Consider the following 26275-nt stretch of genomic DNA (forward strand, 5'->3'; position numbering starts at 1 on the left):
TGCGTGGGAACGATCAAACGAACGGTGGGTGTGCTATCTAGGGACACAACCTTGTGGAAAAGCCTCACAACCAATATTGACTATCCATACAGTATTAGCGCCACTGCGATGGAAGACGTTTTGATTGATAACAAGGTCTTTGTACTGGGGTTCCTAAGCACGTGGAGATGCTCCAGCACTATTGCCGCCCCCCCTCTCTGCTTACATAGATGGCGGTTCATTCCGTTTCAGATCCGCGCATAGCAACAAGCTGAGCTATAGCGAGGAGCGCCATTTGTAACAACGGTCAGAGTTTCAGATCAGTCCTACATCTATCAAATGCTCTTTTATGTAGCGTCCACATCGCTTTCAAAAGATGAAACAAGGACGCTCATGGCTCGCCACACAGACATACCTCGGGTCCAAAACCCACCGTCAGGCGACGGGCACCACGTCACCAGCCGCTACATGAACGCCACCGAACTGGCAGAGCGGGACGCCAGACAAAAAACATATGACGACATGTTGGTCCGACAACAGGCATATGAAGACCGTTTCATCAGGCAACCTCAACAACAGGAACCTCCCGGCTCCAGGGGTTGCGTGTTCGCCAAAAGCTGCAACCTCCCCGACGGAGTAATCAATCACGACAACCCAGCCAGATTTGTCCCTATCGAGAAACTGGCCGATTACGGAAAATTCTCCCTGCTGGGTGGTCGCGAAAAGGATGCAGCGGGAAACATCCCTTTAAAAAAAATCAGTGGTAACGCGTTACCTGCTGCATTGGGAACGCTTCTCTTAGGTGGGGTCGGTGCTGCTGGCACCGGCACAAGTGCGGCTGGTGGTGCAGGCGTAGTAACGGGAGGTGTTGCTGCAGGCGCATTGGTGGGAATGGTTGCACTACTCTGGCCGTCGAATCTGGGCGACAGTTCCCTGTACACCGAAGAACAGCTGAAGTCGATCAAGGAAGGCCGAACACGTGTCCGACTGCATGTCGAACAGAAGGCCGATGGCACCTTGAAGGGATACGGATACAACACCCAGAAGCGCAGCGATTGGGAAATGATTCCTGTAGTGCAGTTCGTAGTTCAAGGCACTCAGCAAGTGGCTGACTTCGGCAATGGGACAACGCTGATATGGACGCCAGCCGTTGACCCGTCCCGCACTTCGGAAATCCCACCGCTGGAAGGTGCCCCACAAGCCCCGCACATCTGGATTTATCCGCCTACCGAACAGGCAGATAACATCATCGTTAACCCGATTTACCCGCCGGAGTACAAGGACTTCATTCTTGTTTTCCCGGCTGATTCCGGTGTGCAGCCGCTGTATGTTGTAATTTCAAGATCTGCTGTCGGCGGTGATATAAAGTACCACCGGCCGCCGATGGCATTACCTGCATTTCCAGATGCCTTTCCTGTTAAATCAAAAAGCAGTGTTCAGGGCGGCGGCGGGAAGCGTAGTCGGTGGAAAGACCGAAAAGGGCGAATATATGAATGGGACAGCAAGACAGGCGCGATAGAGATTTACGACAAGCAAGGTAAGCATCTTGGCGAGTTCAACCATGAAACGGGTGAACAGATAGACCCCGCAAAACCCGGCAGAACCACCGAGAAATAAATTAAGAGGTTATTTATGTTTTTATGGATTAGTGGATTTTTAAAAGGTGATGGCGAGGATGACTCCTTAAAATACGAACTTACAGTTCGACCTGAGTTTGAGGACGCGATAATTAGTTGTCTGGGCTGGAAAAGTCTTAATGAAAGCGCGGATGGGGAATGGCTACTGACCGGTGAGCAAGTCCAACAAATCGCCAAAGCTCTCAATGAGCAGTTACCGACTGAATTGGACCTCTTCATAGGGGTGCGGGAGTAGGTACAACTGAGATGGAAGCTGGATTATTTGTGATCAGCTTCCAACCTGGATTGAACCAATTAATTGTAGCGAGGGCGCTTGCCCCTCTGATTACGCAGCAGTCGTGATTCGGACAAATGCGGTTTGTCTGAAATATCTCGTGCGCCAAATGCGCCGGCAGCAGACTTGCGCTTGCCGCCCATCTGCATGCCCATGAGACAAGGGCAATATTCTGGGAGTAAAAAAGTGAGCCTTCTCTACCAAGATCCATCAATGAGCCACGATGAAGCGACGAAGCTTCTTGCCAGCGGCGTGGATACGAATGTTATCGCGGGGTTGGTTTCTATCGGTCTGAATGAAGGAAACAGAACCTGGGCTCAGAACACTTGCCTTAAGTTCCTCGCAAGTGAGTCTGAAACGGTTGCAGCATCCGCCGTCACTGCTCTTGGTCATATAGCTCGCAGGCATAGCGAACTGGATCGGGAAACGGTCCTTGCGGCACTCGAAACCGTGAAGAAAAAATTTCCTTCCTTGGAAGGAATTATTGCGGACACGCTTGACGATATTGACGCATTCACCTGACCCGCCGGGAGCTCGAACACAGGGCATTGTGGTGAGGAGCGCTTGCCCCCTCGCCACAAATGATCATTTCAGCTCACACACCAATCAATCATCCCGCGTCAGCACTTCCAGCAATTCAATCTCGAAGATCAGGTTCGAGTTCGGCGTGATCTTGCCCATGGTCCGTTCACCGTAGGCCAGATGCGCCGGCACCAGCAACTTGCGCTTGCCGCCCACCTGCATGCCTAAAATCCCCTGATCCCAACCCTTGATCACCCGCCCCGTGCCAATCACGCACTGGAAAGGTTTACCCCGGCTGTAGGAAGAATCGAATTCAGTTCCGTCTTCCAGCCAGCCACGGTATTGGGTGGTAATCAGCGCGCCTTTGACGGCAGCTTTGCCGTCGCCCGGCTCAAGGTCGATGATTTGCAACTCGTTGTTCATGGTTCTTACTCGCTCACGATCGCCCCGGTGGATTGGGCGCGGACGGAGGTTTTCGCAGAAACCGGCGCTGAAGGCAATCCACGGAACCGAAAGACCGCCAACCGGTTCACATGAATAACGACTTCATATTCAGGAAAGGATGCTCTGATGACCGACTCATCACCGCTGCACAGTTTCATCCCACCCTACATTCTCAACCGTATCATCGCCTTTGGCTCCGACCATCAGCGCTCCAGCGCGCAGACCACACTGACTCATGTCCGCCGTCTGCGGCACAATCCCGGGCCGCCATCGCGCCCCCCCGCCCAAGCGATCCTGCCGCAGGCCGGGCAACCTGGCGTGGCACAGCGCAGCATTTACGATGCCCAGGGCAAAACGCTCCTGCCTGGCATGCCCGTGCGGCTTGAAGGCCAGGCGGCCACCAGCGATCCGGCGGTCGATGAAGCCTACGACGCACTGGGTGCCAGCTATGATTTCTTCTGGAAAGTGCTGGGTCGCGACTCCATCGACAACAAGGGCTTTGCCTTGATCGGCAGCGTGCATTACGGCCAGGATTACGAGAACGCGTTCTGGAACGGCGCGCAAATGGTGTTCGGTGACGGCGATGGCGAAATCTTCGAACGCTTCACCCGCTCTCTGGATGTGATCGGTCACGAATTGGCGCACGGCGTGATCGAGAGCGAAGCCGGCCTGGAGTACGCCAACCAGTCCGGGGCATTGAATGAATCGCTATCGGACGTATTCGGGGTACTGATCAAACAACATGTACTGGGCCAGACCGCCGAAGAGGCTGACTGGTTGATCGGCGCAGACTTGCTGACGCCACGCATCAAAGGCGTCGGTTTGCGTTCGATGGCTCATCCGGGCACGGCCTATGACGACCCGTTGCTTGGCAAGGACCCGCAACCGGACCACATGCGCGAGTTCGTGATCACCCAGGAGGACAATGGTGGTGTGCACATCAATTCGGGCATCCCTAATCGGGCGTTTTATCTGGCCGCGATGGCGCTGGGCGGATTTGCCTGGGAAATAGCCGGCCGCATCTGGTACGACACGCTGTGCGACAAACGCCTGAATAGCGAAGCGACCTTCAGTGCCTTCGCTGATCTGACTGTCGAGCATGCCGGACAGCGTTTTGGCGCCGATGCAGCTCAGGCGGTGCGGCAAGCCTGGTCTGAAGTGGGCGTCGACCCCGAGACAGGAGAAACCATGAAAACTCTGCCAACACTTGGTGATGATGCCGTGGTACGTCTCTCCCGCCAGGGCGGTGTGGCGGCGATCCACAACTTGACCCGTCCCCGCGAGATCGAATTTGCCCAATGCGATGCCGACCAACGCACCCGCATCTGCTCGTTGCTCGAGGGTTGTCTGCTTATGACGAGTTTATCTGCTGGCCGGGGCGATCAGCGCTTCTATCAAATAGAAGTGCGCTTCCGCAGCGGCGAACAGGACGACCGGATGGTGATGAAGGTGCCTGAAGATCAGGCGCCTGGGGAATTGGTGCATCTGTGGGACAAAGGTGAAGTGCTTTAAACCTGCCGCGCCTCGCATTAGAGGCTGATCATTAAGGGTCGTGTGAACTAACATAGGCACATCTCTCCCGATACGGCTGATGCGCCACGATGGCATACCCTGAATGAATGTGGACTGGACCAGCGCAACCATCGGCTCAGTGATGCTTGCCCTGATCATCGTGTTGATCTGTCGCGAGCGCTCGCTGCAAAAGCAGTTGGCCGCGTATCGCGTGCTGATCACCAGCCTGACTGACGGACAGAATATCCGTCAGGACGGCGACGCCGAACGCTTCAAACGCAGCCAATACTTCGCCCGCATCGGTACCTGGGACTGGGATGTCGACACCGACAAGCTCTATTGGTCGGACGCGATCTACGGCATGTTCGGTTTCAAGATCGACGAAGTAACGCCCTCCTACGCGCTGTTTTGCTCCTGTGTTCACCCGGACGACCGGGCCAGGGTCCGTGCCGGAGAATTGCGCTGCCTGGAAACCGGCGAAAACCATGACGAGGAATACCGGGTCGTCTGGCCCGACGGCACCCTCCGCTGGCTTCGGGAAACCGGCAATGTGGTCAAGAACGACCACGATGCAACGATCAAGATGATGGGCGTGGTACGCGATATCACCGAGGAAAAAGCCTCTGCCAGCTACCTGCAACACCTGGCCCACTTCGACCCGCTGACCGGTCTGCCCAATCGCCTGGTGCTCGAAGAGCGCCTGTCCGAGGCGCTGGAACAGGCCCGCATCAGCGCCACGAGGGTTGCGCTGGTGTTTGTCGACCTCAATGGTTTCAAGGCAATCAACGATGTTTACGGCCACGCGGCTGGCGACCGGGTATTGATCACCACCGCCACCCGGTTGAAGCGAATCCTGCGTTCAACCGATACCGTCGCCCGGATCGGTGGCGACGAATTTGTGGTCATCCTTCAAGGCTTGTCCCAGGGCAACAGCCTGCAAGATGAAGCCCGCAGCATCTGCCAGAAAATCTTCGTCGAGCTGTCGCCACCAGTGACCATCGGCAATGACCAACGACACATCGGCACCAGCCTGGGGGTTGCGGTGTTCCCGGACCATGCGCCGAGCATGGACCGGTTGATTCATATTGCGGATCTGGCGATGTATGAGGCGAAGCGCAGTGGGAATAATCAGTATCGGTTGGGCGAACAAACAATGAGCCAAAGCCGGGTTGAATGACCCGTTCAGTCCTTGCGCTGGCCGAAAGGAATGCCGTTAAAGGTGTGGGTGCAGCAATGGCAATAAGGCGTCATGCGCTCGGCCGTCAACTCAGGATTGACGATCCGCAAACGACCCTGATCATCGACATACAAGCCACTGAAGTAGCTCGACTCTCCCAGACACACCTGCTCCTTCCTTTCGTTTTCATGCAGAGCCACCATCCAGAACACCGGCTCAGGTCGATCGAGGCGAGCCACCGCTTCGCTGAAAACCTCATCCCATTGCCTTCCCACACGAGACAGCAGAAACCGGAACAATGGCGTGTAATCGAACCCGTGCCGACGAGTTCCATGCATCGAACCCCGCGCTGCATCGTTTTGGGTTTCAGTCTTGGTATTGCGCTGATGCCGGTAATGTCCCGTGATTTCATTACGCCAGACACCCCAAGTGCGGGTATTGACCTTGCGGTATAGGGGTTTCTTTTCCAACGAGTCGCTCCTGACATCCAGTCAACAAAATCGCCGCCGAGCTTTACCGGAACTGCAGGCGATTTCAATCAGCCTTCAATGGCTAAATGTTGCTTGCGGCCTAGCGCTCCACCGGCGTGATATCCACAATCGTCCCGTTGGTGATCATCACCATCATGTACTTACCGTTGATCTGCACCCACTGCGCCTGAGCCTTCGGCGCTTTCAGGCCTTTCTGCTTCCAGTTGACCAGGGCTTTTTCGCTGCGCTGGTAAACGTCCGGGGCGCGGTCGCCGACCACCAGCTGACGGGTATTGTTAACACCGGGCTGGACGGTTTTTTGCGGTGGGTCATCCGCTTGAACGATCGGGCTGATACCGGCAATGCCTGCGACAAGGGCGAGGCTGGCGATAAGGGTCTTGTTGTTCATCGATGAACCTCAATTGATGTCGTGGTATCTGAAATCCGACTGCGCTGAAGCTGAATCATTCCTTATTGCTGCAATGATTGCGATTGCATTGGCTGACGCACGCTTCTCAAGCCTTTATCCTTACCGCCCCGCCGCACCGAGTCCCTGGAGGTTCGCCATGCCCCATGAAGGCAACCTGTTGCAAGCCGCTGTCGTGTTTCTGTTCGCGGCGGTGCTCACCGTTCCCTTGGCCAAGCGCCTGCAACTGGGGGCGGTGCTGGGTTATCTGTTTGCCGGCGTAATCATCGGCCCGTCGGTGCTTGGGCTGATTGGCAATCCGCAAAGCGTCAGCCACATTTCCGAACTCGGGGTAGTGTTGCTGCTGTTCATCATTGGCCTTGAGCTGTCGCCGCGACGTTTGTGGGTGATGCGCAAATCAGTGTTCGGCGTCGGCTTGGCGCAGGTGCTGCTGACGGGGTCGGTGATTGGTGTGCTGGCGCTGTTCGTGTTCGGTCAGCCGTTGAACAGCGCGATCGTGTTGGGCTTGGGCCTGGCGCTGTCGTCCACCGCATTCGGTTTGCAAAGCCTGGCCGAACGCAAAGAACTGACCAGCCCTCACGGTCGGCTGGCATTCGCGATTCTGTTGTTTCAGGACATCGCCGCCATCCCGTTGATCGCCATGGTGCCGTTGCTGGCGGGCGGCGATCACACCACCAGCACTGCCGATGACCTCAATCACGGTTTGCGCGTGCTGGGCAGCATCGCGGTGGTGGTGATCGGTGGGCGGTATCTGCTGCGACCGGTGTTCCGGGTGGTGGCCAAGACCGGTTTGCCGGAAGTCTCCACCGCCACTGCGTTGCTGGTGGTGATCGGCACGGCGTGGCTGATGGACCTGGTCGGCGTGTCCATGGCGTTGGGGGCGTTCCTCGCCGGGTTGCTGCTGGCGGACTCCGAATACCGCCACGAACTGGAAGCGCAAATCGAACCGTTCAAGGGATTGCTGCTGGGGCTGTTTTTCATCAGTGTCGGCATGGGCGCCAATCTGAGTCTGCTACTGAGCGCGCCGATCACCGTGCTGGGCCTGACCCTGTTGCTGATCGCAATCAAATTGCCGTTGCTGTTTGTCGTCGGTCGGCTGGCGGGTGGTCTGGGCAAGGTCAGTGCCATTCGCCTCGGCATCGTGCTGGCCGCCGGTGGTGAGTTTGCCTTTGTGGTGTTCAAGATTGGCCGCGACCAGGGGCTGTTCGAGCCGCACCTGTACGACTTGCTGGTGCTGACCATCACGTTGTCCATGGCGGTGACGCCGCTGCTATTGCTGCTGTGCGCGCGACTGGTCAGCCCCAAGGTTCAACCCGTGGTGGTGCCGGAGAAATTCCGCGAGATCGATACCGACACGCCGCGCGTGGTGATCGCCGGCATGGGCCGTATGGGGCAGATCGTTGCGCGGATTTTGCGCGCGCAAAACATCAAGTTCGTCGCCCTCGATACCTCGGTGGAAACCATTGAACTGTCGCGCAGCTTCGGCGGCGTGCCGGTGTTCTACGGCGACCCGATGCGCCCGGAGATCCTCAGTGCGGCCAAGGTCGAGTAGGCGGAATACTTTGTCATCGCCACCGACGACCCGGACACCAACATCAAGACCGCCGAGTTGGTGCATAAACTCTATCCGCACATCAAAATCATCGCCCGGGCGCGTAACCGTCAGCATGTGCATCGGCTGGTGGACCTGGGCGCCGAGGCCATTCGGGAAACCTATTATTCGAGCCTGGAAATGAGCCGGCGCACGCTGGTCGGGCTGGGTTTGACCCAAGCCCAGGCCGATGCGCGGATCAAGCGTTTCAAGCATCACGACGAGCAAGTGCTGGAGGCCCAGCATGCGATTTATGACGATGCGGCGAAGGTATTGCAGACGGCGCAGGAAGCGCGGGCGGAACTGGCGAGGTTGTTTGAGGCGGATCAACTGGAAGAAGAATCAGGCAAGCGTTGAGGCGACTGTCAGAGCCTCGTCGCGGTGCACTGGATAAATGACACATTCAAAGGAATCCACAATGGCTGCTGACCAACCCACCCCCGCCCTAAAAGAAATCTTCAACGCTGACCGCCTCAACCACATCGCCGCCGAGATGACTGCGGTCTACCCCCGATTCAACGCCAAGGCCTTCCTGAAAATGGCCAACGACGGGCTAGCCGAATTATCAATCATGCAGCGCATGGCCCGGGTCAGCGAGTGCCTGCACGCGGTACTGCCGTTGAGTTACGAAGAGACGCTTGAGGTGCTGCGCGCCCTCGCTCCGCGGCTGAACAGCGGCTTCGTCAGCATCTCATTGCCGCATTACGTCGCGACGTATGGCGGACATGCATTCGAACAGTCCATGGACGCCCTCAAGTACTTCACTGCGTTCGGCTCCTCGGAGTTCGCGATCCGCTATTTCCTGCGCAGCGACATCGAACGCTCACTGGCGGTCATGCACGATTGGTCCCTGGACGAAAACGAACACGTCCGGCGCCTGGCCAGCGAAGGTAGCCGGCCGCGCCTGCCATGGTCGTTTCGACTGGAGCACGTGCAAGCCGACCCGACACTGGCCGCCGTGATCCTGGACAACCTCAAGGCCGACGACAGCCTCTACGTGCGCAAGTCCGTGGCCAACCACCTCAACGACATCACCAAGGATCATCCCGAGTGGGTGCTGGACCTGATAGAAAGCTGGTCACTGGACAACAAACACACGGCGTGGATCGCCAAACATGCCCTGCGCAGCCTGATCAAACAGGGCAACCAACGAGCATTGGCGATCATTGGCGCGGGCGGCAAGCCAGAGGTCGAAATCATCGATGTGAAGGTGCAACCGGCGGTGATTCGCCTGGGTGAAAAAATCACCCTGTCCTTTGGCGTCAAATCCAGGGTCGAGGACAGTCAGCGACTGGTGATCGACTACGCCATCGATTACGTCAAAGCCAACGGCAGCACGTCGGCGAAGGTGTTCAAGCTCAAGGCGCTGACGCTTCCCGGCAAGGCAACCGAGACCATCGCTCGTAGTCAGCAGATCAAGGAACTCACCACCCGCCGGCATTACACAGGCAAGCACGCCGTGCACATTCTGGTGAACGGCGAGCGCCTGGCCAGTACCGCATTCGAAATCCTTGCCTGAAGCACCACAGCCTTCGCTTGAAATACGGTCCCTGTAGGAGCTGGCAAAGCCTGCGATCTTTTGGCGGCTTCAAGACCGTTGAACATCAAGATCAAAAGATCGCAGCCTTCGGCAGCTCCTACAGGGGGATGGAGCTCACACTTCAAGGCGTATCAATGTGATCCAGAACTCGGTTCGCGGTGATCTCCGCCACCATGATGCTGTTAGAAATGCCCAGCAGGGCGTAGCGCGATCCACCTTCCAGATGATCTACCAACTGATGGACCATCACATCGACCGAGGCCAGCGTCTCGACCAAAAAAACCATCAGGGTTTCGGTAGTAGCCTCTGGGTCCACGGAAAACAGGGCGCGGGGTGTACGCGCGGCGGCTTTGATATCGGCATTCGACGGGAAGTGGAAGTCGAGAGCCCGCTCGGCGGCCTCGTTGAGTTTTTTTGAATCGGGTTCGTACGGGGACACCGGATCGGCGTCCGGCGGATCGGCGTCCGGCGGATTGGGCGTGGGTTTGATCATGGCAAAACTCCTGATTGTTCATTAGGAGCTACCAGCATCACTTGCAGATGATGGGTGGCAGCTATGTGCGGGTCTGCAAGACCGGGAAACCAGGAACCCGGCAGATCCGAAGATCTCCCGCACAAAGCCGCCATTTCGCGGACATAAACGAGCGTCCTGTGGCAGAGCTATGCGACTGGTATTCCGGCGGGCTTGCAGACCCGATCACTGATGAGCAGTGACAGGAATCAAGTTGCCGACGGCCCCCTAGACGCACAAGCCGGCGGATTCTGTCTTACCTGTAGGCGGTGGCGCAAGGCGTTGTAGCCCTTAGGTGGTAACGCCAAGCTTCATTTAAACGCTCACGATTTTTCTTGTTTAACTGGGCTACGGTCAGGTGGGCGAACTTGCCAAATAATGCGCAACCAAAGCGTTGGCATGGCCATGCCCCATACCGTGTTCAGCCTTCAGCCAGGCGACCATTTCCATATGTTTCTTACCGCTCACTGTTCCCAGCAGATCCAGCCAGTGGCTGATTGGCTGCCCGTACTTTTTCTCGATTGATGGGAAGTACGACGCCGGGCCTTTTGTTTTTGTGTCGTCGGTCATGCTGCAAGCTCCCTTTATCGCGACGGAGTGTCGGATAACGCTCCTTGTCGTCATCCAACAGACTGGACGACAAACGTTATCCCAGCAACAACCCCTGCTCGGCCTCACACAACTCCACCACGTAATCCCACAACACTCGCAACCGCACGGATTTGTGTAGCTCGCGCCGCGTGCTGATCCAGTAGCTGCGCTGGATGCTTTCATCCGGCAACAACGGCACTAAATCGGGGTCAGCGCTGGCCATGTAGCACGGCAACACGGCGATCCCCAGGCCTGAGCGCGCAGCCTGTTGCTGGGCGATGACGCTGGTGCTGTGGAACACCACCTGCGGGTTGCGACAGAAACTATTGAGGAACATCAGTTCCTGGCTGAACAACAAGTCATCGACATAACCGATCCAGGCGTGGCGACCGAGGTCTTCGCGGCTGCGCAGTGGTGGCGAGCGGTCGAGGTAGTCCTGGCTGGCATACAGCGCCAGGCGATAGTCAGTCAGTTTGCGGGTGACCAGCATGTCGGCGGACGGGCGCTCCAGGTGGATGCTGATTTCCGCTTCGCGGTTGAGGATGCTGACAAACCGCGGCACCGCCACCAGTTCCACTTCCAGCCCCGGATAACGCTCGAACAGACCGTTCATGCGGCTGGCGAGGAACATGATGCCCAACCCCTCCGTCACCCCGACACGGATTTTGCCTAACGGTGCGCTCGACTGAGTGATTTCTTCCTGAGCCAGCAGCGCGACGTTTTCCATGGCTTCGGCGTGTTTGAGCAGCGCTTCGCCGGCCGGGGTCAGCTCATAGCCTTGGGCATGCTGGACAAACAGCGCGGTGCCGAGGCTCTTTTCGATGGCCTCGATGTGCCGGGCCACAGTGGCGTGGGTGGTGTTCAAACGGCGGGCAGCGGTCAGCAGACGCCCGCTGCGCTGTAACTCGAGAAAAAACCGCAGGTCATTCCAGTCGAACATGAGTCGTCCTTGAAGCGAGGTGTTTAAAAACGCACAGCGGCTGCGCAAAAACTAACATTCTTTTGACGAAAGCTAACAACTAGGATGACTGACAACAAGAACAACAACATAAGGTCACGCATGCAGAATTCTCTGGATGAATACGACTACATCGTGGTCGGGGCCGGGCCGGCCGGTTGTTTACTGGCCAATCGATTGTCGGCCAACCCGCAACATCGCGTGTTGCTGCTTGAAGCCGGCGGCCGCGATAACTATGCGTGGATTCATATTCCCGTGGGTTACCTGTTCTGCATCGGCAACCCGCGCACCGACTGGTGCTTCAAGACCGAAGCACAACCCGGCCTTCAAGGTCGGGCCCTGAGTTACCCGCGTGGCAAGGTGCTCGGCGGCTGTTCATCGATCAACGGCATGATCTACATGCGCGGCCAGGCCGGCGACTATGACGGATGGGCGGCTCAGGGCAATCCCGGCTGGAGCTGGCAAGACGTGCTGCCGTTGTTCAAAAAGAGCGAAAACCATTTTGCCGGCGACTCGGAATTTCACGGTGCCGCCGGGGAATGGCGGATCGAGCGCCAGCGGCTGTCGTGGCCGATTCTGGATGCCTTCCAAAGCGCTGCCGAGCAAAGCGGCATCGCCAGCATCGATGACTTCAATCAGGGCGACAATGAAGGCTGCGGTTACTTTCAGGTCAATCAGAAAGCCGGGATTCGCTGGAACGCGGCCAAGGCGTTTCTCAAACCGATCCGCAACCGCCCCAATCTGACTGTGCTGACCGACGTCGGAGTCGATCGCGTGCTGCTGGAAAACGGCCGTGCGTCTGCGGTCAGCGCGCGTTGGCAGGGTCAGGCGAAAACCTTCAAGGCGCGTAAAGAGATCGTGCTGTGCGCCGGCTCCGTCGGTTCACCGAGCATCCTGCAACGTTCCGGTATCGGCCCTCGCCCGCTGCTGCAACGACTGGGGATCGGCGTTGCCCATGAGTTGCCAGGCGTGGGTGGCAACTTGCAGGATCACCTGCAACTGCGGCTGATCTACAAACTGGAAAATGCGCGCACCCTCAATCAGATCGCAGGCAGTCTGTGGGGCAAGATGGGCATGGGCCTGCGCTACCTGTATGACCGCAGCGGCCCGTTGTCCATGGCGCCCAGTCAACTCGGTGCGTTTGCGCGGTCGGGGTCGGAACAGACCTCGGCGAATCTCGAATACCACGTTCAGCCACTGTCGCTGGAGCGTTTCGGCGAGCCATTGCATGCCTTCCCTGCTTTCACGGCGTCGGTGTGCGATCTGCGCCCGCAAAGCCGTGGTCGCATTGAGATTCGCTCCACCGATCCGCAGGAAGCACCACTGATTCAGCCCAATTACTTGAGCCATCCGGAGGACTTGCGAGTGGCAGCGGATGCCATTCGCCTGACCCGCCGCATCGTCGCCGCACCGGCCCTGCAAGCGTTCAAACCGGTCGAGTACTTGCCCGGCGACAGCTTGCAGAGCGACGAAGAATTGCACGAAGCCGCGGCCCGCATCGGCACAACGATTTTCCATCCGGTCGGCACCTGCCGCATGGGCAACGACGCGGACGCCGTGGTCGACGCCGAACTGCGCGTCCATGGCATCCCCGGCCTGCGCATCGCCGACGCCTCGATCATGCCGCGCATCACCTCGGGCAACACGTGTTCGCCTACGCTGATGATTGCCGAAAAAGCCGCGCAACTGATCCTTAACCCCAACACAAGGAGCATCACCCCGAAAAAGGAATTGACCACCAATACCTGAATCACAGCTGTAGGAGCTGGCGAAGCCTGCGATCTTTTGGCGTCCTTGAAAACATCAGAAGTTCAAGATCAAAAGATCGCAGCCTGCGGCAGCTCCTACAAGGAACGAGTACACCCGATACATCGACAGTAGCGACGCCAGCCCAAAAGACCGGCGCCGACAGTGGAACAAAAAAAACAATCACTGTGAGGGATACCGATATGTCAGAACATGTTCAGCCTCTGGAAGCCGTACGCAGCGCGGGCACCAGCCGCGAGACCCAGAAAGTTATCTTCGCGTCGTCGCTCGGGACAGTCTTCGAGTGGTACGACTTTTTCCTCTACGGCGCACTCGCGGCAGTGATCAGCAAACAGTTTTTCGCCGGGGTCAACGACACCACGGCGTTCATCTTTGCGCTGATGGCATTCGCTGCCGGCTTCATCGTGCGACCGTTCGGCGCACTGGTGTTCGGACGGCTGGGGGACATGATCGGGCGTAAATACACCTTCCTCGCCACCATCATCCTCATGGGGGTGGCGACTTTCTGCGTCGGGTTGTTACCGACCTACGCGAGCATCGGCATCGCCGCGCCGATCATTCTTGTGGTGCTGCGCATGCTTCAGGGCCTGGCCCTGGGCGGTGAATACGGCGGCGCTGCCACGTATGTTGCGGAACACGCACCGATGGGAAAACGCGGCTTCCACACCAGCTGGATTCAGTCCACCGCAACCCTCGGGTTGCTGCTGTCGTTGCTGGTGGTGCTCGGTTGCCGCTACTTCACCGGCGACCAGTTCGAAGTCTGGGGCTGGCGGATTCCGTTTCTGTTTTCGATCATTCTGCTGGGCATCTCGACCTGGATTCGCATGAGCCTGCACGAGTCGCCTGCGTTCGTGAAAATGAAAGAGGAAGGCAAACTCTGCAAATCGCCACTGCGCGATTCCTTCGGCAAATGGGAAAACCTTAAAGTCGTCCTGATCGCCCTGTTCAGCATCAACGCCGGGCAAGCCGTGACCTTCTACGCGGCGCAGTTCTACGTGCTGTTCTTCCTCACCCAGTTCCTGAAAATGGACCCGGCGCTGGCCAACAGTCTGCTGATCGTCAGCGTGATCATCGGCGCCCCGTTCTTTATTTTCTTCGGCTGGCTGTCGGATAAAGTCGGACGCAAACCGATTCTGATGATCGGCCTGCTGCTGGCCACCGCGCTGTACTTCCCGATCTTCAAGTCCATCGCCCACTATGCCAACCCGGCCATCGACCTGGCCAGCCGTCAGGCACCGATCACCGTACTGGCTGACCCGGCCACCTGCACCTTCCAGTTCGACCCGGTGGGCAAGGCGAAATTTGATAGCCCTTGCGACAAGGTCAAAACCTTGCTGGTGAAACAGGGCCTCCCTTACAAGAGCGAAGCCGCACCCGCTGGCAGTGCCGTGCAGGTGAGCGTCGGTGAAGTGAAACTCGATGGTTACGATGAAGCAGCCCTGCGTGGCGCGGTGACATTGGCGGGGTATCCGTCACAAGCCGATACGCAACAGGTCAACAAGTCCATGATCGTGGCGCTGATGGTAGTGCTGATCATCATTTCCGCCATGTGCTACGGCCCGCTGGCAGCGCTGATGGTCGAACTGTTCCCGACGCGCATCCGCTACACCTCGATGTCCCTGCCGTACCACATTGGTAATGGCTGGTTCGGTGGTTTCCTGCCAACAGTGTCGTTTGCCTTGGTGGTGTACACCGGGGACATCTTCTATGGGCTGTGGTACCCGGTGGTGATTACCGGGGTGAGCCTGGTGGTGGGGATGATCTGTTTGCGTGAGACCAAGAACGTGGACCTGGATACCAACTGACAGCACGAGCAAACAAAACGCCCCGCAATGCGGGGCGTTTTCGTTAATCTGACTCTACGCTCGACGCAACCATCGCCCCGCCACTCACCAGACCGAGGCACCATGATCATTTCATCCGCATCCGACTATCGCGAGGCAGCACGTCGCAAACTCCCGCGTTTTTTGTTTGATTACATTGATGGCGGCGCTTATGCAGAGCATACGCTGAAGGCCAATAGCGCTGATCTGACGGGCATCAGCCTTCGTCAGCGCATTCTGAAAAACGTCGAAACCCTGAGCCTTGAAACCACCCTCTTCGATCAACCACTTTCAATGCCGATCATATTGGCCCCGGTAGGCCTGACGGGCATGTTCGCCCGTCGTGGTGAAGTGCAGGCTGTCAAAGCGGCGGAAAACAAAGGCATTCCACTGTGCCTATCAACGGTATCAGTGTGCTCGATCGAAGAGGTCTCGGCACAAAGCCAACCACCCATCTGGTTTCAACTGTATGTGTTGAAAGACCGGGGCTTCATGAAAAATGCCCTGGAACGTGCAAAGGCTGCCGGGGTGCAAAACCTCGTGTTTACCGTGGACATGCCCACGCCCGGCGCCCGATACAGGGACGCACACTCGGGCATGTCAGGCCCTTTTGCATCATCGCGGCGAATGCTTCAGGCCATGACCAAACCCGACTGGGCATTCAACGTCGGCGTCATGGGGCGTCCACACGACCTGGGCAATATCTCGAAGTACCTTGGCAAAGCCGTGACGCTCGAAGACTACATGGGCTGGTTGGCCAATAACTTCGACCCTTCGATCAGCTGGAGTGATCTGGAGTGGATTCGTGATTTCTGGAAGGGCCCGATGATCATCAAAGGCATTCTCGATCCTCAGGACGCCAGAGACGCGGTCAGCTTCGGCGCAGATGGCATTGTCGTGTCGAACCACGGTGGCAGGCAGCTGGATGGTGTGCTCTCTACCACCAAGGCATTGCCGCCCATCATGCAAGCCATCGGTAATGACCTGACGGTGCTGGTCGACTCGGGAATCCGCTCGGGGCTTGATGTCGTTCGGATGTTGGCGCTGGGAGCAAAAGGCGTATTGCTGGGGCGCTCCATGGCCTATGCACTGGCCGCCGATGGTCAACGCGGGGTGGAAAATATGCTGGATATCTTCGCCAAGGAAATGCGCGTCGCCATGACCCTGACCGGGGTGACCTCGATCAGTCAGATTGATGAATCCACGCTGGTGGATGCTGTTCGATGAGCTGAACGCCTGACCTTGAAAACGCCGCGCCCATGCGCGGCGTTTTCGTTGATGCCAGGAAAGCGGCCATCACTCGAAGTTTTCAATAATTTCAAACTTCACTTGATCGGGATAGAACGCCACGTAATTCTTAATCTGCTCTACCGACACTTTGGGGTTTTCATAACTCCACACCGCGTTAGCGCCTTCATGCCCCGGGATTTGCAGGCTGAAATAGCTGGCATCGCCCTTGTAGGGGCAATAACTCGTGTGATCGGTGCGGGCAAAGTATTTTTCATCGATGTCCTCCCGCGGTACGTAATACACCGGAGGATAGTTGGCCTCGAGCAACACCAGCGACCGTGCGGACGCGGCTACCTGAATACCGTGAAACTTTACAAGCAGGCAGCCCGGCTGCTCTGCGATGGTGATGACAGGACTAGGACCGGAGGTTTTCATCAGATTCTCCTGGATTATCGGGAGCGCCCACGCTCCTGTGGCGAGGGGGCTTGCCCCCGATGGGCTGCGATGCAGCCCCAAAACCTGCGACCGCGATTAAATAGGTATACCTCATGTTTCCGTACCGCGACTGCTTCGCAGCCGAACGGGAGCAAGCCCCCTTGCCACAAACTCATTAAACACCCGCAGCTTCGGCGGCACCTGCCGCCCGGAGGGCCAGAGCAGATTGAACTGGCTATCTGTATATCCATACAGATAAAGGTTGCTCCAATTTCATTCCCTGCGCATTCTGTTCACCTCTTCAAACCGACTGAACGATGGTGGTTATGCGGCTGTACCTCTGTGAAAAACCTTCCCAGGCCAAAGACATTGCGGCCGTCCTCGGCGCCAGGCGTCGGGGCGACGGCTGCTGGCTGGGAACGGACGTCACGGTGACCTGGTGCATCGGCCATCTGCTGGAAACCGCGCCGCCGGACGCCTATGACGCGCGTTACAAGCGTTGGGTGCTGGCGGATCTGCCGATCATTCCAGAGAAGTGGAAGATGACCGTCAAACCGCGCACGGCCAGCCAGTACAAAGCGGTCAAACGGCTGCTCGGCGAGGCCTCGGAACTGGTGATTGCCACCGACGCCGACCGTGAGGGCGAGATGATCGCCCGGGAACTGGTGGAGCATTGCCGTTATCGCGGGCCGATCCAGCGGCTATGGCTGTCGGCGCTGGACGATGCGTCGATCCGCAAGGCGTTGGCAGCCCTGAAGCCGGGGGCCGAAACCTTTAGTCTTTATCATTCGGCGCTCGGCCGTTCGCGGGCCGACTGGCTGATCGGGATGAACATGAGTCGGCTGTTCACGCTGTTGGGGCGTCAGTCCGGTTATCAGGGTGTATTGCCGGTCGGTCGGGTACAAACGCCAACCCTGCGCCTGGTGGTGGATCGCGACCGCAGCATCGCCGATTTCGTGCCGGTCGCCTATTGGGCCATTGATGTGCAACTGCTGCACGACGGCACCGCGTTCACCGCCCAGTGGCGCGCGGCCTCCGGGGTTTGCGACGATCAGGATCGCTGCCTGAATCAGGCGTTGGCGCAGCAAGCAGCGACGGCGATCGGCAGCGCGGCGAGTGCCCGAGTGATCAAACTGCGCACCGAGCGGATGCGCGAAGTGGCCCCCCTGCCCTTCGATCTGGGCACCTTGCAGGAAGTCTGCTCGAAGAAGCTCGGGCTCGGCGCCCAGGAAACCCTCGATATCGCCCAGGCCCTGTACGAAACCCACAAGGTCATCACCTATCCACGCAGCGACTGCGGTTATCTGCCCGTGAGTCAGCACAGCGAAGCACCGGGCATTCTTGCCGCGCTGAGACAGGCTGATCCGGCACTGAACGCCTTGAACGATTTCCTCGAGCCTCAGCGACGCTCACGGGCCTGGAACGATGCCAAGGTCAGCGCTCACCACGGCATCATCCCCACCGCTGCGGCAAAAAACCTCGAGCGACTGGCGGGCAAGCAGCGGGCGGTCTACACCCTGATTCGCGCGCGTTATCTGGCGCAGTTTCTGCCCAACCACGAATACGACCGGACCCAGGCCGACTTTGACTGCGCCGGTGAGGCCTTGCGTGCGGTTGGCAAGCAGATCGTCGAGCCCGGCTGGAAGCGCGCCCTGCCCGAGGCCCTCGCCCCGGCCAAGGGCCGCGAAGCACCGGCGCCGCAAACTCTGCCGGCATTGGCCGAAGGGCGTGACTGCGCGGTGGCCGACGTGAAGCTCAAGGACCTCTGGACGCAACCGCCCAAACCGTTCACCGAAGGCGATCTGATCAAGGCGATGAAGAACGTCGCCAAACTGGTGGAAGATCCGCTACTCAAGCAGAAACTCAAGGACACCACCGGCATCGGTACCGAAGCGACCCGTGCCTCGATTATCCAGGGCCTGCTCGACCGTGGTTATCTGATCAAGAACGGCAAGGCCCTGGCCGCCACCCCGGCCGCGTTCAGCCTGATCGATGCCGTGCCGCGTGCCATCGCCGACCCGGGGACCACGGCGATTTGGGAGCAGGCGCTGGACATGGTGCAGAGCGGCGAGATGAGCCTGGAAGAGTTCGTCACCAAGCAGGCCGCGTGGATGAGCAAACAAGTTGCCCGTTGCGCCGGCCTGAGCCTGACCATCAGCGGACCGGCAAGCCCCGCCGGGCGCGGTGCCACCCCGTGGAAAAACAAACGCAAGCCCGCCAAACGCAAGCCCTCGACGGGCACCAGACGCGCGGCAAAACCGGCGAGCAAGGCTTGATGGCACTTCAAGCGAGCTAAAAAGGTCTAGTGTTCTTCAAGCGCAGCGACAACCCCATTTTCTGATAAGGCATCGACCATGATTATCGTGCATCACCTGAACAACTCCCGTTCCCAGCGCATTCTCTGGTTACTGGAAGAACTGGCCATCCCTTACGAGCTGAAACACTATCAGCGCGACCCGAAGACCAACCTGGCACCGCCGGAGTTGAAAGCGATCAATGCCCTGGGTAAATCACCGGTCATCGAAGACGGCGCGCAGAAGCTGATCGAGTCCTCCGCGATCATCGACTACCTGATTCGCCGTCATGGCGAAGGTCGCTTGCAACCCGATCCGTCCACCCCCGCCTATGATGAATACGTTCAGTGGCTGCATTTCGCCGAGGGTTCGGCCATGTTGCCGCTCATGTTGAACCTGTACGTGGGGCGTCTTGGTGTAGCCGGCGCGCCTTTGCATCCGCGGATCAATGCTGAGGTGGCCAACTACCTGGGCTACCTCGACACGGCGCTGAGCCAGTCCGATTACCTGCTGGGCAATGAGTTCAGCGCCGCCGACATCCAGATGAGTTTTATCGGCGAGATCGCCAGAGCCCAGGGCAAGCTCGGCGACTGTCCTCATATAGCGGCCTGGATTGAACGCTTTCAGGCTCGCCCGGCCTATCAAGCCGCACTGAAAAAAGGTGGGAAATACGATTTCGCCCCCCACTGAGTGCACCTCAGGAGCCACCCCGCATGCCCTTGATAGAACTGCACGCCGCCCAGCGCGACGAACTGGAAACGATTGAAAACCTGATGCAGTTCTATCTGTATGACTTCAGCGAGTGGCTGCCGCTGAAGCTCGGGGAGCATGGCTTCTTCAACGCCCAGCCTAAACCGGGTTACTGGCGCAAGCCCGCAACCAGGCCGTTTCTGATCAAGGTCGACGGAGAATTGGCCGGTTTCGTGACCGTGGACGACGAAACCCATTCTCACGGCGCCGAGCACAACATTGGCTACTTTTTTGTCAGTCGGCGCTTTCGTGGCCAAGGCGTCGCGAAGTTTGTCGTTTCCACCCTATTGAGCCGGTTCCCCGGTCAATGGCAAATTTTCCACCTCGACGCGAACCAGCCTGCGCGGGCGTTCTGGGCCCGGGTCTTAGCCGATCTCACCGATGGCGAGTTCACCCTGCATCAGCTGTCGGTAGACGGTTATCCCTGCACCTTTTACCGATTCCAGAAATCGCCGCCGTCGCCCTGACTGGCGCCTTCCGATCGCGCTTTTTAATTCCAAACGACTTTGTCCGACAATATGTAGTGACCAAAAATAATCACTACAAAACCGTTGACGCCTCCGATTTGCCCTTGCATGATGCAGACATCTCCCCGATCGGGAGTACAGCAACATGTTTGAGCAAGCTCGTCTGACCGCCGAGCTGTTTTTCCCGGATACACGCTGCCCACAAGGCAGATTGAAGAAGCTGACCTGGCCTGAACGTCCAGTACAAGGACGAGAATCGCTGGCGATCAATCCTCATGAAGCTTGTGGCCGACCCTGAAAATGTCGGTAATGGCCTGAAGGTTTTCGCTGCTTCTCCTCGTTGTGACGCTATTGCGTAGCAGTTATTCAACACGACTACATGCAACAGACGCGTGACCCCGTCAATTTGGCGGCCGACCGCTGACGTCCTGGTTTCGGTGCCAGGGATCAACTAACCGATGGGCTACCTGTATTAGCGAATCAACTTTGAAAGATCACCAAATGGTCAAGGGGCTTACCATGAATCTGAACAATCAAACCACTATCGATGAACTGGCACATCTGTTCGCTGCGCAAAAAGACAGCCATGACAGCCATATTCTGTGGATCAGCAAGTCGGGCCAGGTGCAGATCGACTGCCTGTCGCCTCACGCCCATGAAGCGGAGTTCGACAATAACAACCAGAACCTGCTCGCCCGACTGAAGATGTACCGTCGCGGCCAAGGCTATGTCGGCAAGAAAGCCGCGGCCGACAAGGACTTCATCGGTAATGTTCTGCAAACGCTGAAACAGGCGTGGGCATCGATGCAGAACCAGAACGAAGTTCGGGTGATTGACCGGTTCTCCTGATACCTCCCAGGGGTTTTATTCCACACCCCCTCCATAAAAAGGCCCCGTTCGTTAAATCGAGCGGGGCCTTTTTGTTTGTCTCGTGTGCACCAAACAACGCTATCGTTAACCGTGTGCACTGGATCATTGGAGGTTTGCGATGAAAAAACATCTGACAGGTTTGCTGTTGCTGGTGATGGCCAGTGCTGCCCATGCAAACAGCGTCCCCGGAGTTCCCTCGTTCAATATGGATTGCCCCGGAAACATCGTCGTCCAGGCGGATCAGGACGGGCCGGTGTTGATCAACAACAAGGAAGCCGAGACCAAAGCCATCAAGGGTGGCTTCGAAGCCAAGGGGTCGGGCGTCACGATCTCTATCATCCCCACCGATGATGACTCGGTCACGGTGTCCTCCACGGGCAAGGCACCCAATGGCATGTGCCAATCAATGGATGACTGACGCCATCGACTCACCTGCAGCCGCACCCAACACCAGTTCCATAAACGCCACCGACGCCGCACTGTGATAGTTGTTTTTGCGCCGAAGCAGCGCGGCCCCTCTTTTGGGCACCTCCCCCAGCAACGGGATTTTGTACAATGCACGGTCCTGGGTGGCAATGGGCTCTGGAAGGATGGTGGCGATGGCCGTGTGCCGAATGACTTCCAGCAAGGTGCTCACCGAATTGACCTCGATCACTACCTTCGGCGTGATCTGCTCCTGGGCAAAGTACTCATCAATGCGGGTGCGGGTAACGAAGTCCGGAGCCAGCAGCGCAAATCGCAGTTGCGCCACCTCCTCAGCGGACAACGCGACCTGGCTTTCGTATAACGGGTGATCGCGCCCCACCAGGACGCCCAATGTCTCGGTAAACGCCGGGATCGACTCGATGTCGGCATTTCTGACCTGGGTAAACGCGATGGCGATGTCCAGTGAGTCATCCACCAGACCGGCCTCGATGTCATCCATCGACAGCTCGAAAATCTGTAGATGGATGTTCGGATACCGCGCCACGTAATCGCGCACCAACGGCCCCACCAGGTACGCCATGAACGTTGGCGTCATGGCCAGCCGCAAGGTGCCGCGAGACAAGTCCTTGACGTCATGCAGCGCACGTTTGCCCGCCTCCAGTTCCACCAGCACCCGACGAGCGCATTCGATGTAGGCCTGTCCCGCATCGGTGGGTTTCACCGTGCGCGAGGTCCGGTCGAACAGGCTTACGCCCAGGGTTTCTTCCAGTTGCCGGATCTGTTGGGACAGGGTCGGTTGCGAGACGTGAAGCGCCTCCGCGGCGCGGGTGAAACCGCCGTGCTCGGCAACCGCCAGCAAATAGCGCAAATGTCGTAGCAGCATGGGGGAATTACCAACTATAGGCTGTGCTTATGCGTTGCATTGTATATGGGTCTTGGACGCTATGGATCGATCGGCAGAAGATTGCTCCACACCCAAGCAATACCCCCCGACAGGAGACACCCCATGCAGCAGTCCCACGCTTACAACGACTCAAGTCTGGCCCTGACCACCTCGATCCTCGATGCAAAAGCGCATAAAAACCTGTCCTGGCAGGACCTGACCGACGGCACCGGCCTTGGCCTGGCCTACGTCACCGCCGCCCTGCTCGGTCAGCACCCACTGCCGGAAAGCGCCGCCAAAGTGATTGGCGAAAAACTGGACCTGGACGCCGACGCCGTGGCCCGCCTGCAGATCATCCCGTTGCGCGGCAGCCTCTCGGGTGTCCCGACTGATCCGACCATCTACCGCTTCTACGAAATGATCCAGATTTACGGCACCACCTTGAAAGCCCTGGTTCATGAACAATTCGGCGACGGCATCATCAGTGCGATCAACTTCAAGCTCGACATGAAGAAAGTCGAAGACCCGGAAGGCGGCTCCCGCGCAGTGATTACCCTCGACGGCAAGTTCCTGCCGCTGCGTCCTTTCTAAGTGGATGCCGGTTCTGCGAGGACTTCGGTCGAGCGCGACCCCGGCTCGGACGCAGCCTCGCAGGCTCGGCAGCTGCTACAAAATAATCATTCGACTCACGCATGAGGACATCGCCATGAAAGCGCTCATCGAAGGTTTTTTGAAGTTCCAGAAGGAAGCTTTTCCGCAACGCACCGACCTGTTCAAACACCTGGCCACCACCCAGCATCCGGGTACGTTGTTCATCACCTGTTCCGACAGCCGGGTCGTGCCAGAACTGCTGACCCAACAAGAACCCGGTGAACTGTTTGTGATCCGTAACGCAGGTAACATCGTGCCCTCCTACAGCCCGCACCCCGGTGGCGTTTCAGCCACGGTCGAATACGCGGTCGCGGTGCTCGGCGTTACTGACATTGTGATTTGCGGGCATTCGGACTGCGGCGCCATGACCGCCGTAGCGAAGTGCACCTGCATGGACCACCTGCCCGCCGTCAGCGGCTGGTTGCAACATGCCGAGTCAGCGAAAGTCATCAACGAATCCCGCCCTCACGCCAGTGACGTGGCGAAGGTGAGTTCAATGGTTCGGGAGAATGTCATCGCGCAACTGGCCAATATCCAGACACACCCGAGCGTGCGCCTGGCTCAGGAGAAAGGCCTGTTGAATTTGCATGGTTGGGTCTACGACATCGAGACCGGTTCGGTCGACGCCCTGGATGCGAACAGCCGCAGTTTCGTGGCGCTCGCCGAGTATCCGGACACCTGCGCCCTTCAAGCTCGAGCCGTGGAAGCAGCCGCCTGAAATTTGAATACCAATCGATGCAGCGCTCCCGGCTCACGGGAGCGCTGCGCTGACTCGATCGACTGGGTCATTTATCGTCCATCTTGGTTGAGGATTGAGGCCGAATCTCAGTGCTCTCTTCGGCGTTGGGTGGTTCTGGAAAACTGCCTGGCGTGAACACGTGAGTCAGCAAGTCTCTGGCATCGACTTCGACGACTCCCTGAACCGAACGGGCCAGAGCAACAGCCTGCTCACACTGTCTATGGGTGTTGACGCGACCGCTCAACGCCACCGTGCTCCCATGGGTTTTGACATGGATTTGCAGGCCGAGGCTTGGTTCGGCCATTGCCAGGGCTGACTTCACCCTGGCGGTAATCCACGTGTCGTGAACGCCCCTTTCCAGATCCTGAGAGTAATGTTGAAACGAATGAAGTTTCATGGTGCAACCCTCTTCACGTAATCAGATGCGCTGTCCGTCCCATTTGCTATGCAGCCCTCTGCCTCTCAGGCGAGCGTTATGGGACATCTGATTCGTTTTGGAGTGCTCGCCACGCCAATACAGACGCCCATTAAGTATAGTGCGCCTCTCGACTGGGGTCGGTGTGCCGTCTCAGCGTTTGACCGACAGATCCGTCTGGGTCATGCGACTACGGATCGTGAACACCCCATCGCCCGAGAGTATCGCACTACGAGCAAACAGCCGACCGCTCTCCCAGTTCGAAAGACCCAGCTCCGGCTTGTTCAGCGCGTACTGTCCGTCGACCCAGCGGGTAATCCCGTTGCCGACAAAAGGTGCGTTGACCGCGTTGTAGAAGCGTTCCTGAGCCTCGGCATCTTCACTGATCAACGACACGGTGAACTGCGGGCTGTAGCGATTGAACAACGCGATGGCGCTGTCCAGGTCGTCGACGATCTTCAGGCTGACTTCCGGGGTTTCTTCCCATTCCCACTCGCGGCCTAACTGACTCTCGGGCAGCGGTTCGGCCAAGGCCTCGGTTTGATAGCCTTCGGCGCGGTACACCTCAACGCTTGCAGTCTGCCAATCGGTCGGCAAGTACTGCTCGCTGCCTTCGACGATGTGCAATTTGCAGCCCTGCCCCCGAGCGGTGCCGGCCTGTTGCAGGGCGTCCAGGAACAGCGGCAGCAGTTCGACGACACGGTCGCGGTGGATCAGGCAGACGTTCAGGGTGTTGCAGACTTTGCGATCCAGCGAGTTGCGCACTACAGCGGCAAAGCGCTTGGCCTCGGCATCCTTGTCGGCGATCAGCCAGGCGCCACCGGTGCCGTGCAGGCTGACGGCGGTGCCGGCCTGTTGGGCGATACTACCCAGTTGGCTGACGGCACGACCCGAACCCCGGGCCACCGCCAACGACAGGCGCCGGTCGGCGAACATCGCCCAGCCGGCGGCGTGATTGACGCTTTCCACCAGCGACACTGCGCCGGTCGGCAACCCGGCGTCGTTCAGTGCCGGATTCAGCGCGTGGGCGACGATGGCTTGCGCCGTGCCCAACGCATCGCTGCCGATGCGCAGCACCGCCGTGTTACCCGTGCGCAACACACCGGCGGCGTCGGCGAAGACGTTCGGTCGACCTTCGAAGACGAAAGCGACAATGCCCAGGGGCGAGACCACTTGCTCGACTTTCCAGCCGTCATGCTCGACGCAACTGACCACTTTGCCGCGCGTGGCCGACGCATCACGCCAGGCCCTGAGGCCGGCGATCATGTCGCGGCGCATGCGTTCATCCGCCAGAAGCCGCGTGGTAGAACGCCCACGGGCCTTGGCCCGCTCGATGTCGGCCAGGTTGGCGGCTTCGACCAAGGCCCAGCACTCAGGGTTTTCCAGGCGTTGGGCAAAGCGAACAAAGAACTCGCTGATGGCTTGATCCGATACCGCGGACATTGCGCTGAAAGCCGCTTCGGCACGCTCGATTGCAATGGCCGCCGCTTGCTGGTCAGCCACCGGGATCAGCAGCAACTCACCGCTGACCTGCTCTACCAGCAAATGGTCCCCGGGCTGAAAGCGCGCGGCCAATTCGGGGCTGACCACAGAGACACGATTCCCGGCGAAAGGGATCGGCGTGCCAGCGACTAGACGTTCGAGCGCAAGAGACATGAAGCGGTATCACCATGCAATGGGCGGCCGGAAAATGTATAGGAAAATCCCGGGAGCGTCATTAACCGCACGCCTGACCGGAATCGAAAACCCGGCAGCCCGTCACCCCCTACGCTAAAAGACCACTGTGACCAGACACACACCGTGAATTGCCCCGGCACCACCGCGACAATCCCCCGGCCCACGCCGCTCTTGCCGGGCAAACCGACGCGACAGGCAAAGGTTCCGAAGTCTCG

Annotated in this window: 26 protein-coding genes and 3 pseudogenes; 18 read left to right on the forward strand and 11 right to left on the reverse strand. The window is 58.4% G+C overall.

The window, feature by feature from the left end; all coding sequences use genetic code 11:
• Positions 1–372: 372 nt before the first annotated feature.
• From ACYZTX_RS18565 to ACYZTX_RS18575, 3 genes are all read left to right on the forward strand, one after another.
• Complete coding sequence (locus ACYZTX_RS18565; RefSeq protein WP_462035305.1) at positions 373–1596, forward strand: colicin E3/pyocin S6 family cytotoxin; 1224 nt, start codon at positions 373–375, stop codon at positions 1594–1596.
• 15 nt (positions 1597–1611) lie between these two features.
• Positions 1612–1851 (forward strand): pyocin S6 family toxin immunity protein, encoded by a 240-nt coding sequence (locus ACYZTX_RS18570; RefSeq protein WP_461972405.1) that lies wholly within the window; start codon positions 1612–1614, stop codon positions 1849–1851.
• 225 nt (positions 1852–2076) lie between these two features.
• Positions 2077–2412: a hypothetical protein gene (locus tag ACYZTX_RS18575; RefSeq protein WP_461972407.1), complete on the forward strand. Its 336-nt coding sequence runs from the start codon at positions 2077–2079 to the stop codon at positions 2410–2412.
• A gap of 84 nt (positions 2413–2496) precedes the next feature.
• On the opposite strand, the gene ACYZTX_RS18580 is transcribed toward ACYZTX_RS18575, so the two are convergent.
• Complete coding sequence (locus ACYZTX_RS18580) at positions 2497–2835, reverse strand: FKBP-type peptidyl-prolyl cis-trans isomerase (protein ID WP_462035306.1); 339 nt, start codon at positions 2833–2835, stop codon at positions 2497–2499.
• A gap of 147 nt (positions 2836–2982) precedes the next feature.
• Between ACYZTX_RS18580 and ACYZTX_RS18585 the strand changes: the two are divergent.
• From ACYZTX_RS18585 to ACYZTX_RS18595, 3 genes and pseudogenes are all read left to right on the forward strand, one after another.
• Positions 2983–4026, forward strand: a pseudogene (locus tag ACYZTX_RS18585) (M4 family metallopeptidase); the annotation flags it as partial.
• An 18-nt stretch (positions 4027–4044) separates the two neighbouring features.
• Positions 4045–4368 (forward strand): protealysin inhibitor emfourin, encoded by a 324-nt coding sequence (locus tag ACYZTX_RS18590; RefSeq protein WP_462037070.1) that lies wholly within the window; start codon positions 4045–4047, stop codon positions 4366–4368.
• 103 nt (positions 4369–4471) lie between these two features.
• A complete protein-coding gene (locus tag ACYZTX_RS18595) occupies positions 4472–5545 on the forward strand; it encodes a diguanylate cyclase domain-containing protein (protein ID WP_462035307.1) in 1074 nt (357 codons plus the stop codon).
• Between the two features lie 5 nt (positions 5546–5550).
• Here the strand turns inward: ACYZTX_RS18595 and ACYZTX_RS18600 are convergent, their stop codons facing one another.
• Complete coding sequence (locus ACYZTX_RS18600) at positions 5551–6015, reverse strand: hypothetical protein (RefSeq protein WP_462035308.1); 465 nt, start codon at positions 6013–6015, stop codon at positions 5551–5553.
• 100 nt (positions 6016–6115) lie between these two features.
• On the reverse strand, positions 6116–6424 hold the full coding sequence (locus ACYZTX_RS18605) for an RcnB family protein (protein ID WP_462035309.1): 309 nt from the start codon (positions 6422–6424) through the stop codon (positions 6116–6118).
• 157 nt (positions 6425–6581) lie between these two features.
• On the opposite strand from ACYZTX_RS18605, the pseudogene ACYZTX_RS18610 reads away from it, so the two are divergent.
• Both ACYZTX_RS18610 and ACYZTX_RS18615 read left to right on the forward strand, forming a co-directional pair.
• Positions 6582–8390, forward strand: a pseudogene (locus ACYZTX_RS18610) (monovalent cation:proton antiporter-2 (CPA2) family protein).
• Positions 8391–8451: 61 nt separating this feature from the next.
• The gene (locus ACYZTX_RS18615) at positions 8452–9552 is read left to right on the forward strand and encodes a DNA alkylation repair protein (protein WP_462035310.1); all 1101 of its coding nucleotides are present in this window, start codon (positions 8452–8454) and stop codon (positions 9550–9552) included.
• A 142-nt stretch (positions 9553–9694) separates the two neighbouring features.
• Here ACYZTX_RS18615 and ACYZTX_RS18620 read toward each other — a convergent pair whose 3' ends face one another.
• The 3 genes from ACYZTX_RS18620 to ACYZTX_RS18630 all read right to left on the reverse strand — a co-directional run bounded on the left by ACYZTX_RS18620 (position 9695) and on the right by ACYZTX_RS18630 (position 11615).
• Entirely contained in the window at positions 9695–10066 is a 372-nt protein-coding gene (locus ACYZTX_RS18620) for a DUF6124 family protein (RefSeq protein ID WP_462035311.1), read from the reverse strand.
• Positions 10067–10438: 372 nt separating this feature from the next.
• A complete protein-coding gene (locus ACYZTX_RS18625; RefSeq protein ID WP_462035312.1) occupies positions 10439–10654 on the reverse strand; it encodes a DUF4287 domain-containing protein in 216 nt (71 codons plus the stop codon).
• Between the two features lie 76 nt (positions 10655–10730).
• On the reverse strand, positions 10731–11615 hold the full coding sequence (locus ACYZTX_RS18630) for a LysR family transcriptional regulator (protein WP_462035313.1): 885 nt from the start codon (positions 11613–11615) through the stop codon (positions 10731–10733).
• Between the two features lie 120 nt (positions 11616–11735).
• Here ACYZTX_RS18630 and ACYZTX_RS18635 point away from each other — a divergent pair, with 120 nt between their 5' ends.
• From ACYZTX_RS18635 to lldD, 3 genes are all read left to right on the forward strand, one after another.
• Positions 11736–13382 carry a GMC family oxidoreductase gene (locus tag ACYZTX_RS18635; protein WP_462035314.1) on the forward strand — a complete coding sequence of 549 codons (1647 nt, stop codon included), beginning with the start codon at positions 11736–11738 and terminating at the stop codon, positions 13380–13382.
• A 200-nt stretch (positions 13383–13582) separates the two neighbouring features.
• On the forward strand, positions 13583–15205 hold the full coding sequence (locus tag ACYZTX_RS18640) for an MFS transporter (RefSeq protein WP_462035315.1): 1623 nt from the start codon (positions 13583–13585) through the stop codon (positions 15203–15205).
• A 102-nt stretch (positions 15206–15307) separates the two neighbouring features.
• Positions 15308–16450 (forward strand): FMN-dependent L-lactate dehydrogenase LldD, encoded by a 1143-nt coding sequence (gene lldD, locus ACYZTX_RS18645; RefSeq protein ID WP_462035316.1) that lies wholly within the window; start codon positions 15308–15310, stop codon positions 16448–16450.
• A gap of 69 nt (positions 16451–16519) precedes the next feature.
• Here lldD and ACYZTX_RS18650 read toward each other — a convergent pair whose 3' ends face one another.
• Positions 16520–16888: a DUF427 domain-containing protein gene (locus tag ACYZTX_RS18650; RefSeq protein ID WP_462035317.1), complete on the reverse strand. Its 369-nt coding sequence runs from the start codon at positions 16886–16888 to the stop codon at positions 16520–16522.
• Positions 16889–17214: 326 nt separating this feature from the next.
• Here ACYZTX_RS18650 and ACYZTX_RS18655 point away from each other — a divergent pair, with 326 nt between their 5' ends.
• The 5 genes from ACYZTX_RS18655 (at position 17215) to ACYZTX_RS18675 (ending at position 21687) form a co-directional block, all read left to right on the forward strand.
• Positions 17215–19164, forward strand: coding sequence for a DNA topoisomerase III (locus ACYZTX_RS18655; RefSeq protein WP_462035318.1), 1950 nt, complete (start codon positions 17215–17217; stop codon positions 19162–19164).
• Between the two features lie 78 nt (positions 19165–19242).
• Complete coding sequence (locus tag ACYZTX_RS18660) at positions 19243–19872, forward strand: glutathione S-transferase family protein (protein ID WP_462035319.1); 630 nt, start codon at positions 19243–19245, stop codon at positions 19870–19872.
• A gap of 23 nt (positions 19873–19895) precedes the next feature.
• On the forward strand, positions 19896–20399 hold the full coding sequence (locus tag ACYZTX_RS18665; RefSeq protein ID WP_462035320.1) for a GNAT family N-acetyltransferase: 504 nt from the start codon (positions 19896–19898) through the stop codon (positions 20397–20399).
• Between the two features lie 519 nt (positions 20400–20918).
• Complete coding sequence (locus ACYZTX_RS18670) at positions 20919–21248, forward strand: hypothetical protein (RefSeq protein WP_462035321.1); 330 nt, start codon at positions 20919–20921, stop codon at positions 21246–21248.
• Positions 21249–21387: 139 nt separating this feature from the next.
• Positions 21388–21687, forward strand: a complete 300-nt coding sequence (locus ACYZTX_RS18675) for a hypothetical protein (protein WP_462035322.1) — start codon at positions 21388–21390, stop codon at positions 21685–21687.
• On the opposite strand, the gene cynR is transcribed toward ACYZTX_RS18675, so the two are convergent.
• Positions 21673–22578, reverse strand: a complete 906-nt coding sequence (gene cynR, locus ACYZTX_RS18680; RefSeq protein WP_462035323.1) for a transcriptional regulator CynR — start codon at positions 22576–22578, stop codon at positions 21673–21675. The two genes, ACYZTX_RS18675 and cynR, sit on opposite strands and share 15 nt — an antisense overlap.
• Positions 22579–22701: 123 nt before the next feature.
• On the opposite strand from cynR, the gene cynS reads away from it, so the two are divergent.
• Both cynS and ACYZTX_RS18690 read left to right on the forward strand, forming a co-directional pair.
• Positions 22702–23169 (forward strand): cyanase, encoded by a 468-nt coding sequence (gene cynS, locus ACYZTX_RS18685; RefSeq protein ID WP_462035324.1) that lies wholly within the window; start codon positions 22702–22704, stop codon positions 23167–23169.
• Between the two features lie 115 nt (positions 23170–23284).
• Positions 23285–23947: a carbonic anhydrase gene (locus tag ACYZTX_RS18690; protein WP_462035325.1), complete on the forward strand. Its 663-nt coding sequence runs from the start codon at positions 23285–23287 to the stop codon at positions 23945–23947.
• 67 nt (positions 23948–24014) lie between these two features.
• On the opposite strand, the gene ACYZTX_RS18695 is transcribed toward ACYZTX_RS18690, so the two are convergent.
• From ACYZTX_RS18695 to ACYZTX_RS18705, 3 genes and pseudogenes are all read right to left on the reverse strand, one after another.
• Positions 24015–24365 (reverse strand): BON domain-containing protein, encoded by a 351-nt coding sequence (locus ACYZTX_RS18695; RefSeq protein ID WP_462035326.1) that lies wholly within the window; start codon positions 24363–24365, stop codon positions 24015–24017.
• 171 nt (positions 24366–24536) lie between these two features.
• A complete protein-coding gene (locus ACYZTX_RS18700) occupies positions 24537–26039 on the reverse strand; it encodes an aldehyde dehydrogenase family protein (RefSeq protein WP_462035327.1) in 1503 nt (500 codons plus the stop codon).
• Positions 26015–26266: pseudogene (locus ACYZTX_RS18705) on the reverse strand (glutaminase); the annotation flags it as partial. The pseudogene ACYZTX_RS18705 and the gene ACYZTX_RS18700, both read right to left, overlap by 25 nt.
• Positions 26267–26275 lie beyond the last annotated feature (9 nt).

It is taken from the genome of Pseudomonas sp. MDT1-17, from assembly GCF_054898105.1.

Coding starts and splice junctions, on each gene's coding strand:
- ACYZTX_RS18565 (WP_462035305.1), top strand. CDS start 373: ATGGCTCGCCACACAGACATACCTCGGGTCCAAAACCCACCGTCAGGC.
- ACYZTX_RS18570 (WP_461972405.1), top strand. CDS start 1,612: ATGTTTTTATGGATTAGTGGATTTTTAAAAGGTGATGGCGAGGATGAC.
- ACYZTX_RS18580 (WP_462035306.1), bottom strand. CDS start 2,835: ATGAACAACGAGTTGCAAATCATCGACCTTGAGCCGGGCGACGGCAAA.
- ACYZTX_RS18590 (WP_462037070.1), top strand. CDS start 4,045: ATGAAAACTCTGCCAACACTTGGTGATGATGCCGTGGTACGTCTCTCC.
- ACYZTX_RS18595 (WP_462035307.1), top strand. CDS start 4,472: ATGAATGTGGACTGGACCAGCGCAACCATCGGCTCAGTGATGCTTGCC.
- ACYZTX_RS18605 (WP_462035309.1), bottom strand. CDS start 6,424: ATGAACAACAAGACCCTTATCGCCAGCCTCGCCCTTGTCGCAGGCATT.
- ACYZTX_RS18615 (WP_462035310.1), top strand. CDS start 8,452: ATGGCTGCTGACCAACCCACCCCCGCCCTAAAAGAAATCTTCAACGCT.
- ACYZTX_RS18620 (WP_462035311.1), bottom strand. CDS start 10,066: ATGATCAAACCCACGCCCAATCCGCCGGACGCCGATCCGCCGGACGCC.
- ACYZTX_RS18625 (WP_462035312.1), bottom strand. CDS start 10,654: ATGACCGACGACACAAAAACAAAAGGCCCGGCGTCGTACTTCCCATCA.
- ACYZTX_RS18630 (WP_462035313.1), bottom strand. CDS start 11,615: ATGTTCGACTGGAATGACCTGCGGTTTTTTCTCGAGTTACAGCGCAGC.
- ACYZTX_RS18635 (WP_462035314.1), top strand. CDS start 11,736: ATGCAGAATTCTCTGGATGAATACGACTACATCGTGGTCGGGGCCGGG.
- ACYZTX_RS18640 (WP_462035315.1), top strand. CDS start 13,583: ATGTCAGAACATGTTCAGCCTCTGGAAGCCGTACGCAGCGCGGGCACC.
- lldD (WP_462035316.1), top strand. CDS start 15,308: ATGATCATTTCATCCGCATCCGACTATCGCGAGGCAGCACGTCGCAAA.
- ACYZTX_RS18650 (WP_462035317.1), bottom strand. CDS start 16,888: ATGAAAACCTCCGGTCCTAGTCCTGTCATCACCATCGCAGAGCAGCCG.
- ACYZTX_RS18655 (WP_462035318.1), top strand. CDS start 17,215: ATGCGGCTGTACCTCTGTGAAAAACCTTCCCAGGCCAAAGACATTGCG.
- ACYZTX_RS18660 (WP_462035319.1), top strand. CDS start 19,243: ATGATTATCGTGCATCACCTGAACAACTCCCGTTCCCAGCGCATTCTC.
- ACYZTX_RS18665 (WP_462035320.1), top strand. CDS start 19,896: ATGCCCTTGATAGAACTGCACGCCGCCCAGCGCGACGAACTGGAAACG.
- ACYZTX_RS18670 (WP_462035321.1), top strand. CDS start 20,919: ATGAATCTGAACAATCAAACCACTATCGATGAACTGGCACATCTGTTC.
- ACYZTX_RS18675 (WP_462035322.1), top strand. CDS start 21,388: ATGAAAAAACATCTGACAGGTTTGCTGTTGCTGGTGATGGCCAGTGCT.
- cynR (WP_462035323.1), bottom strand. CDS start 22,578: ATGCTGCTACGACATTTGCGCTATTTGCTGGCGGTTGCCGAGCACGGC.
- cynS (WP_462035324.1), top strand. CDS start 22,702: ATGCAGCAGTCCCACGCTTACAACGACTCAAGTCTGGCCCTGACCACC.
- ACYZTX_RS18690 (WP_462035325.1), top strand. CDS start 23,285: ATGAAAGCGCTCATCGAAGGTTTTTTGAAGTTCCAGAAGGAAGCTTTT.
- ACYZTX_RS18695 (WP_462035326.1), bottom strand. CDS start 24,365: ATGAAACTTCATTCGTTTCAACATTACTCTCAGGATCTGGAAAGGGGC.
- ACYZTX_RS18700 (WP_462035327.1), bottom strand. CDS start 26,039: ATGTCTCTTGCGCTCGAACGTCTAGTCGCTGGCACGCCGATCCCTTTC.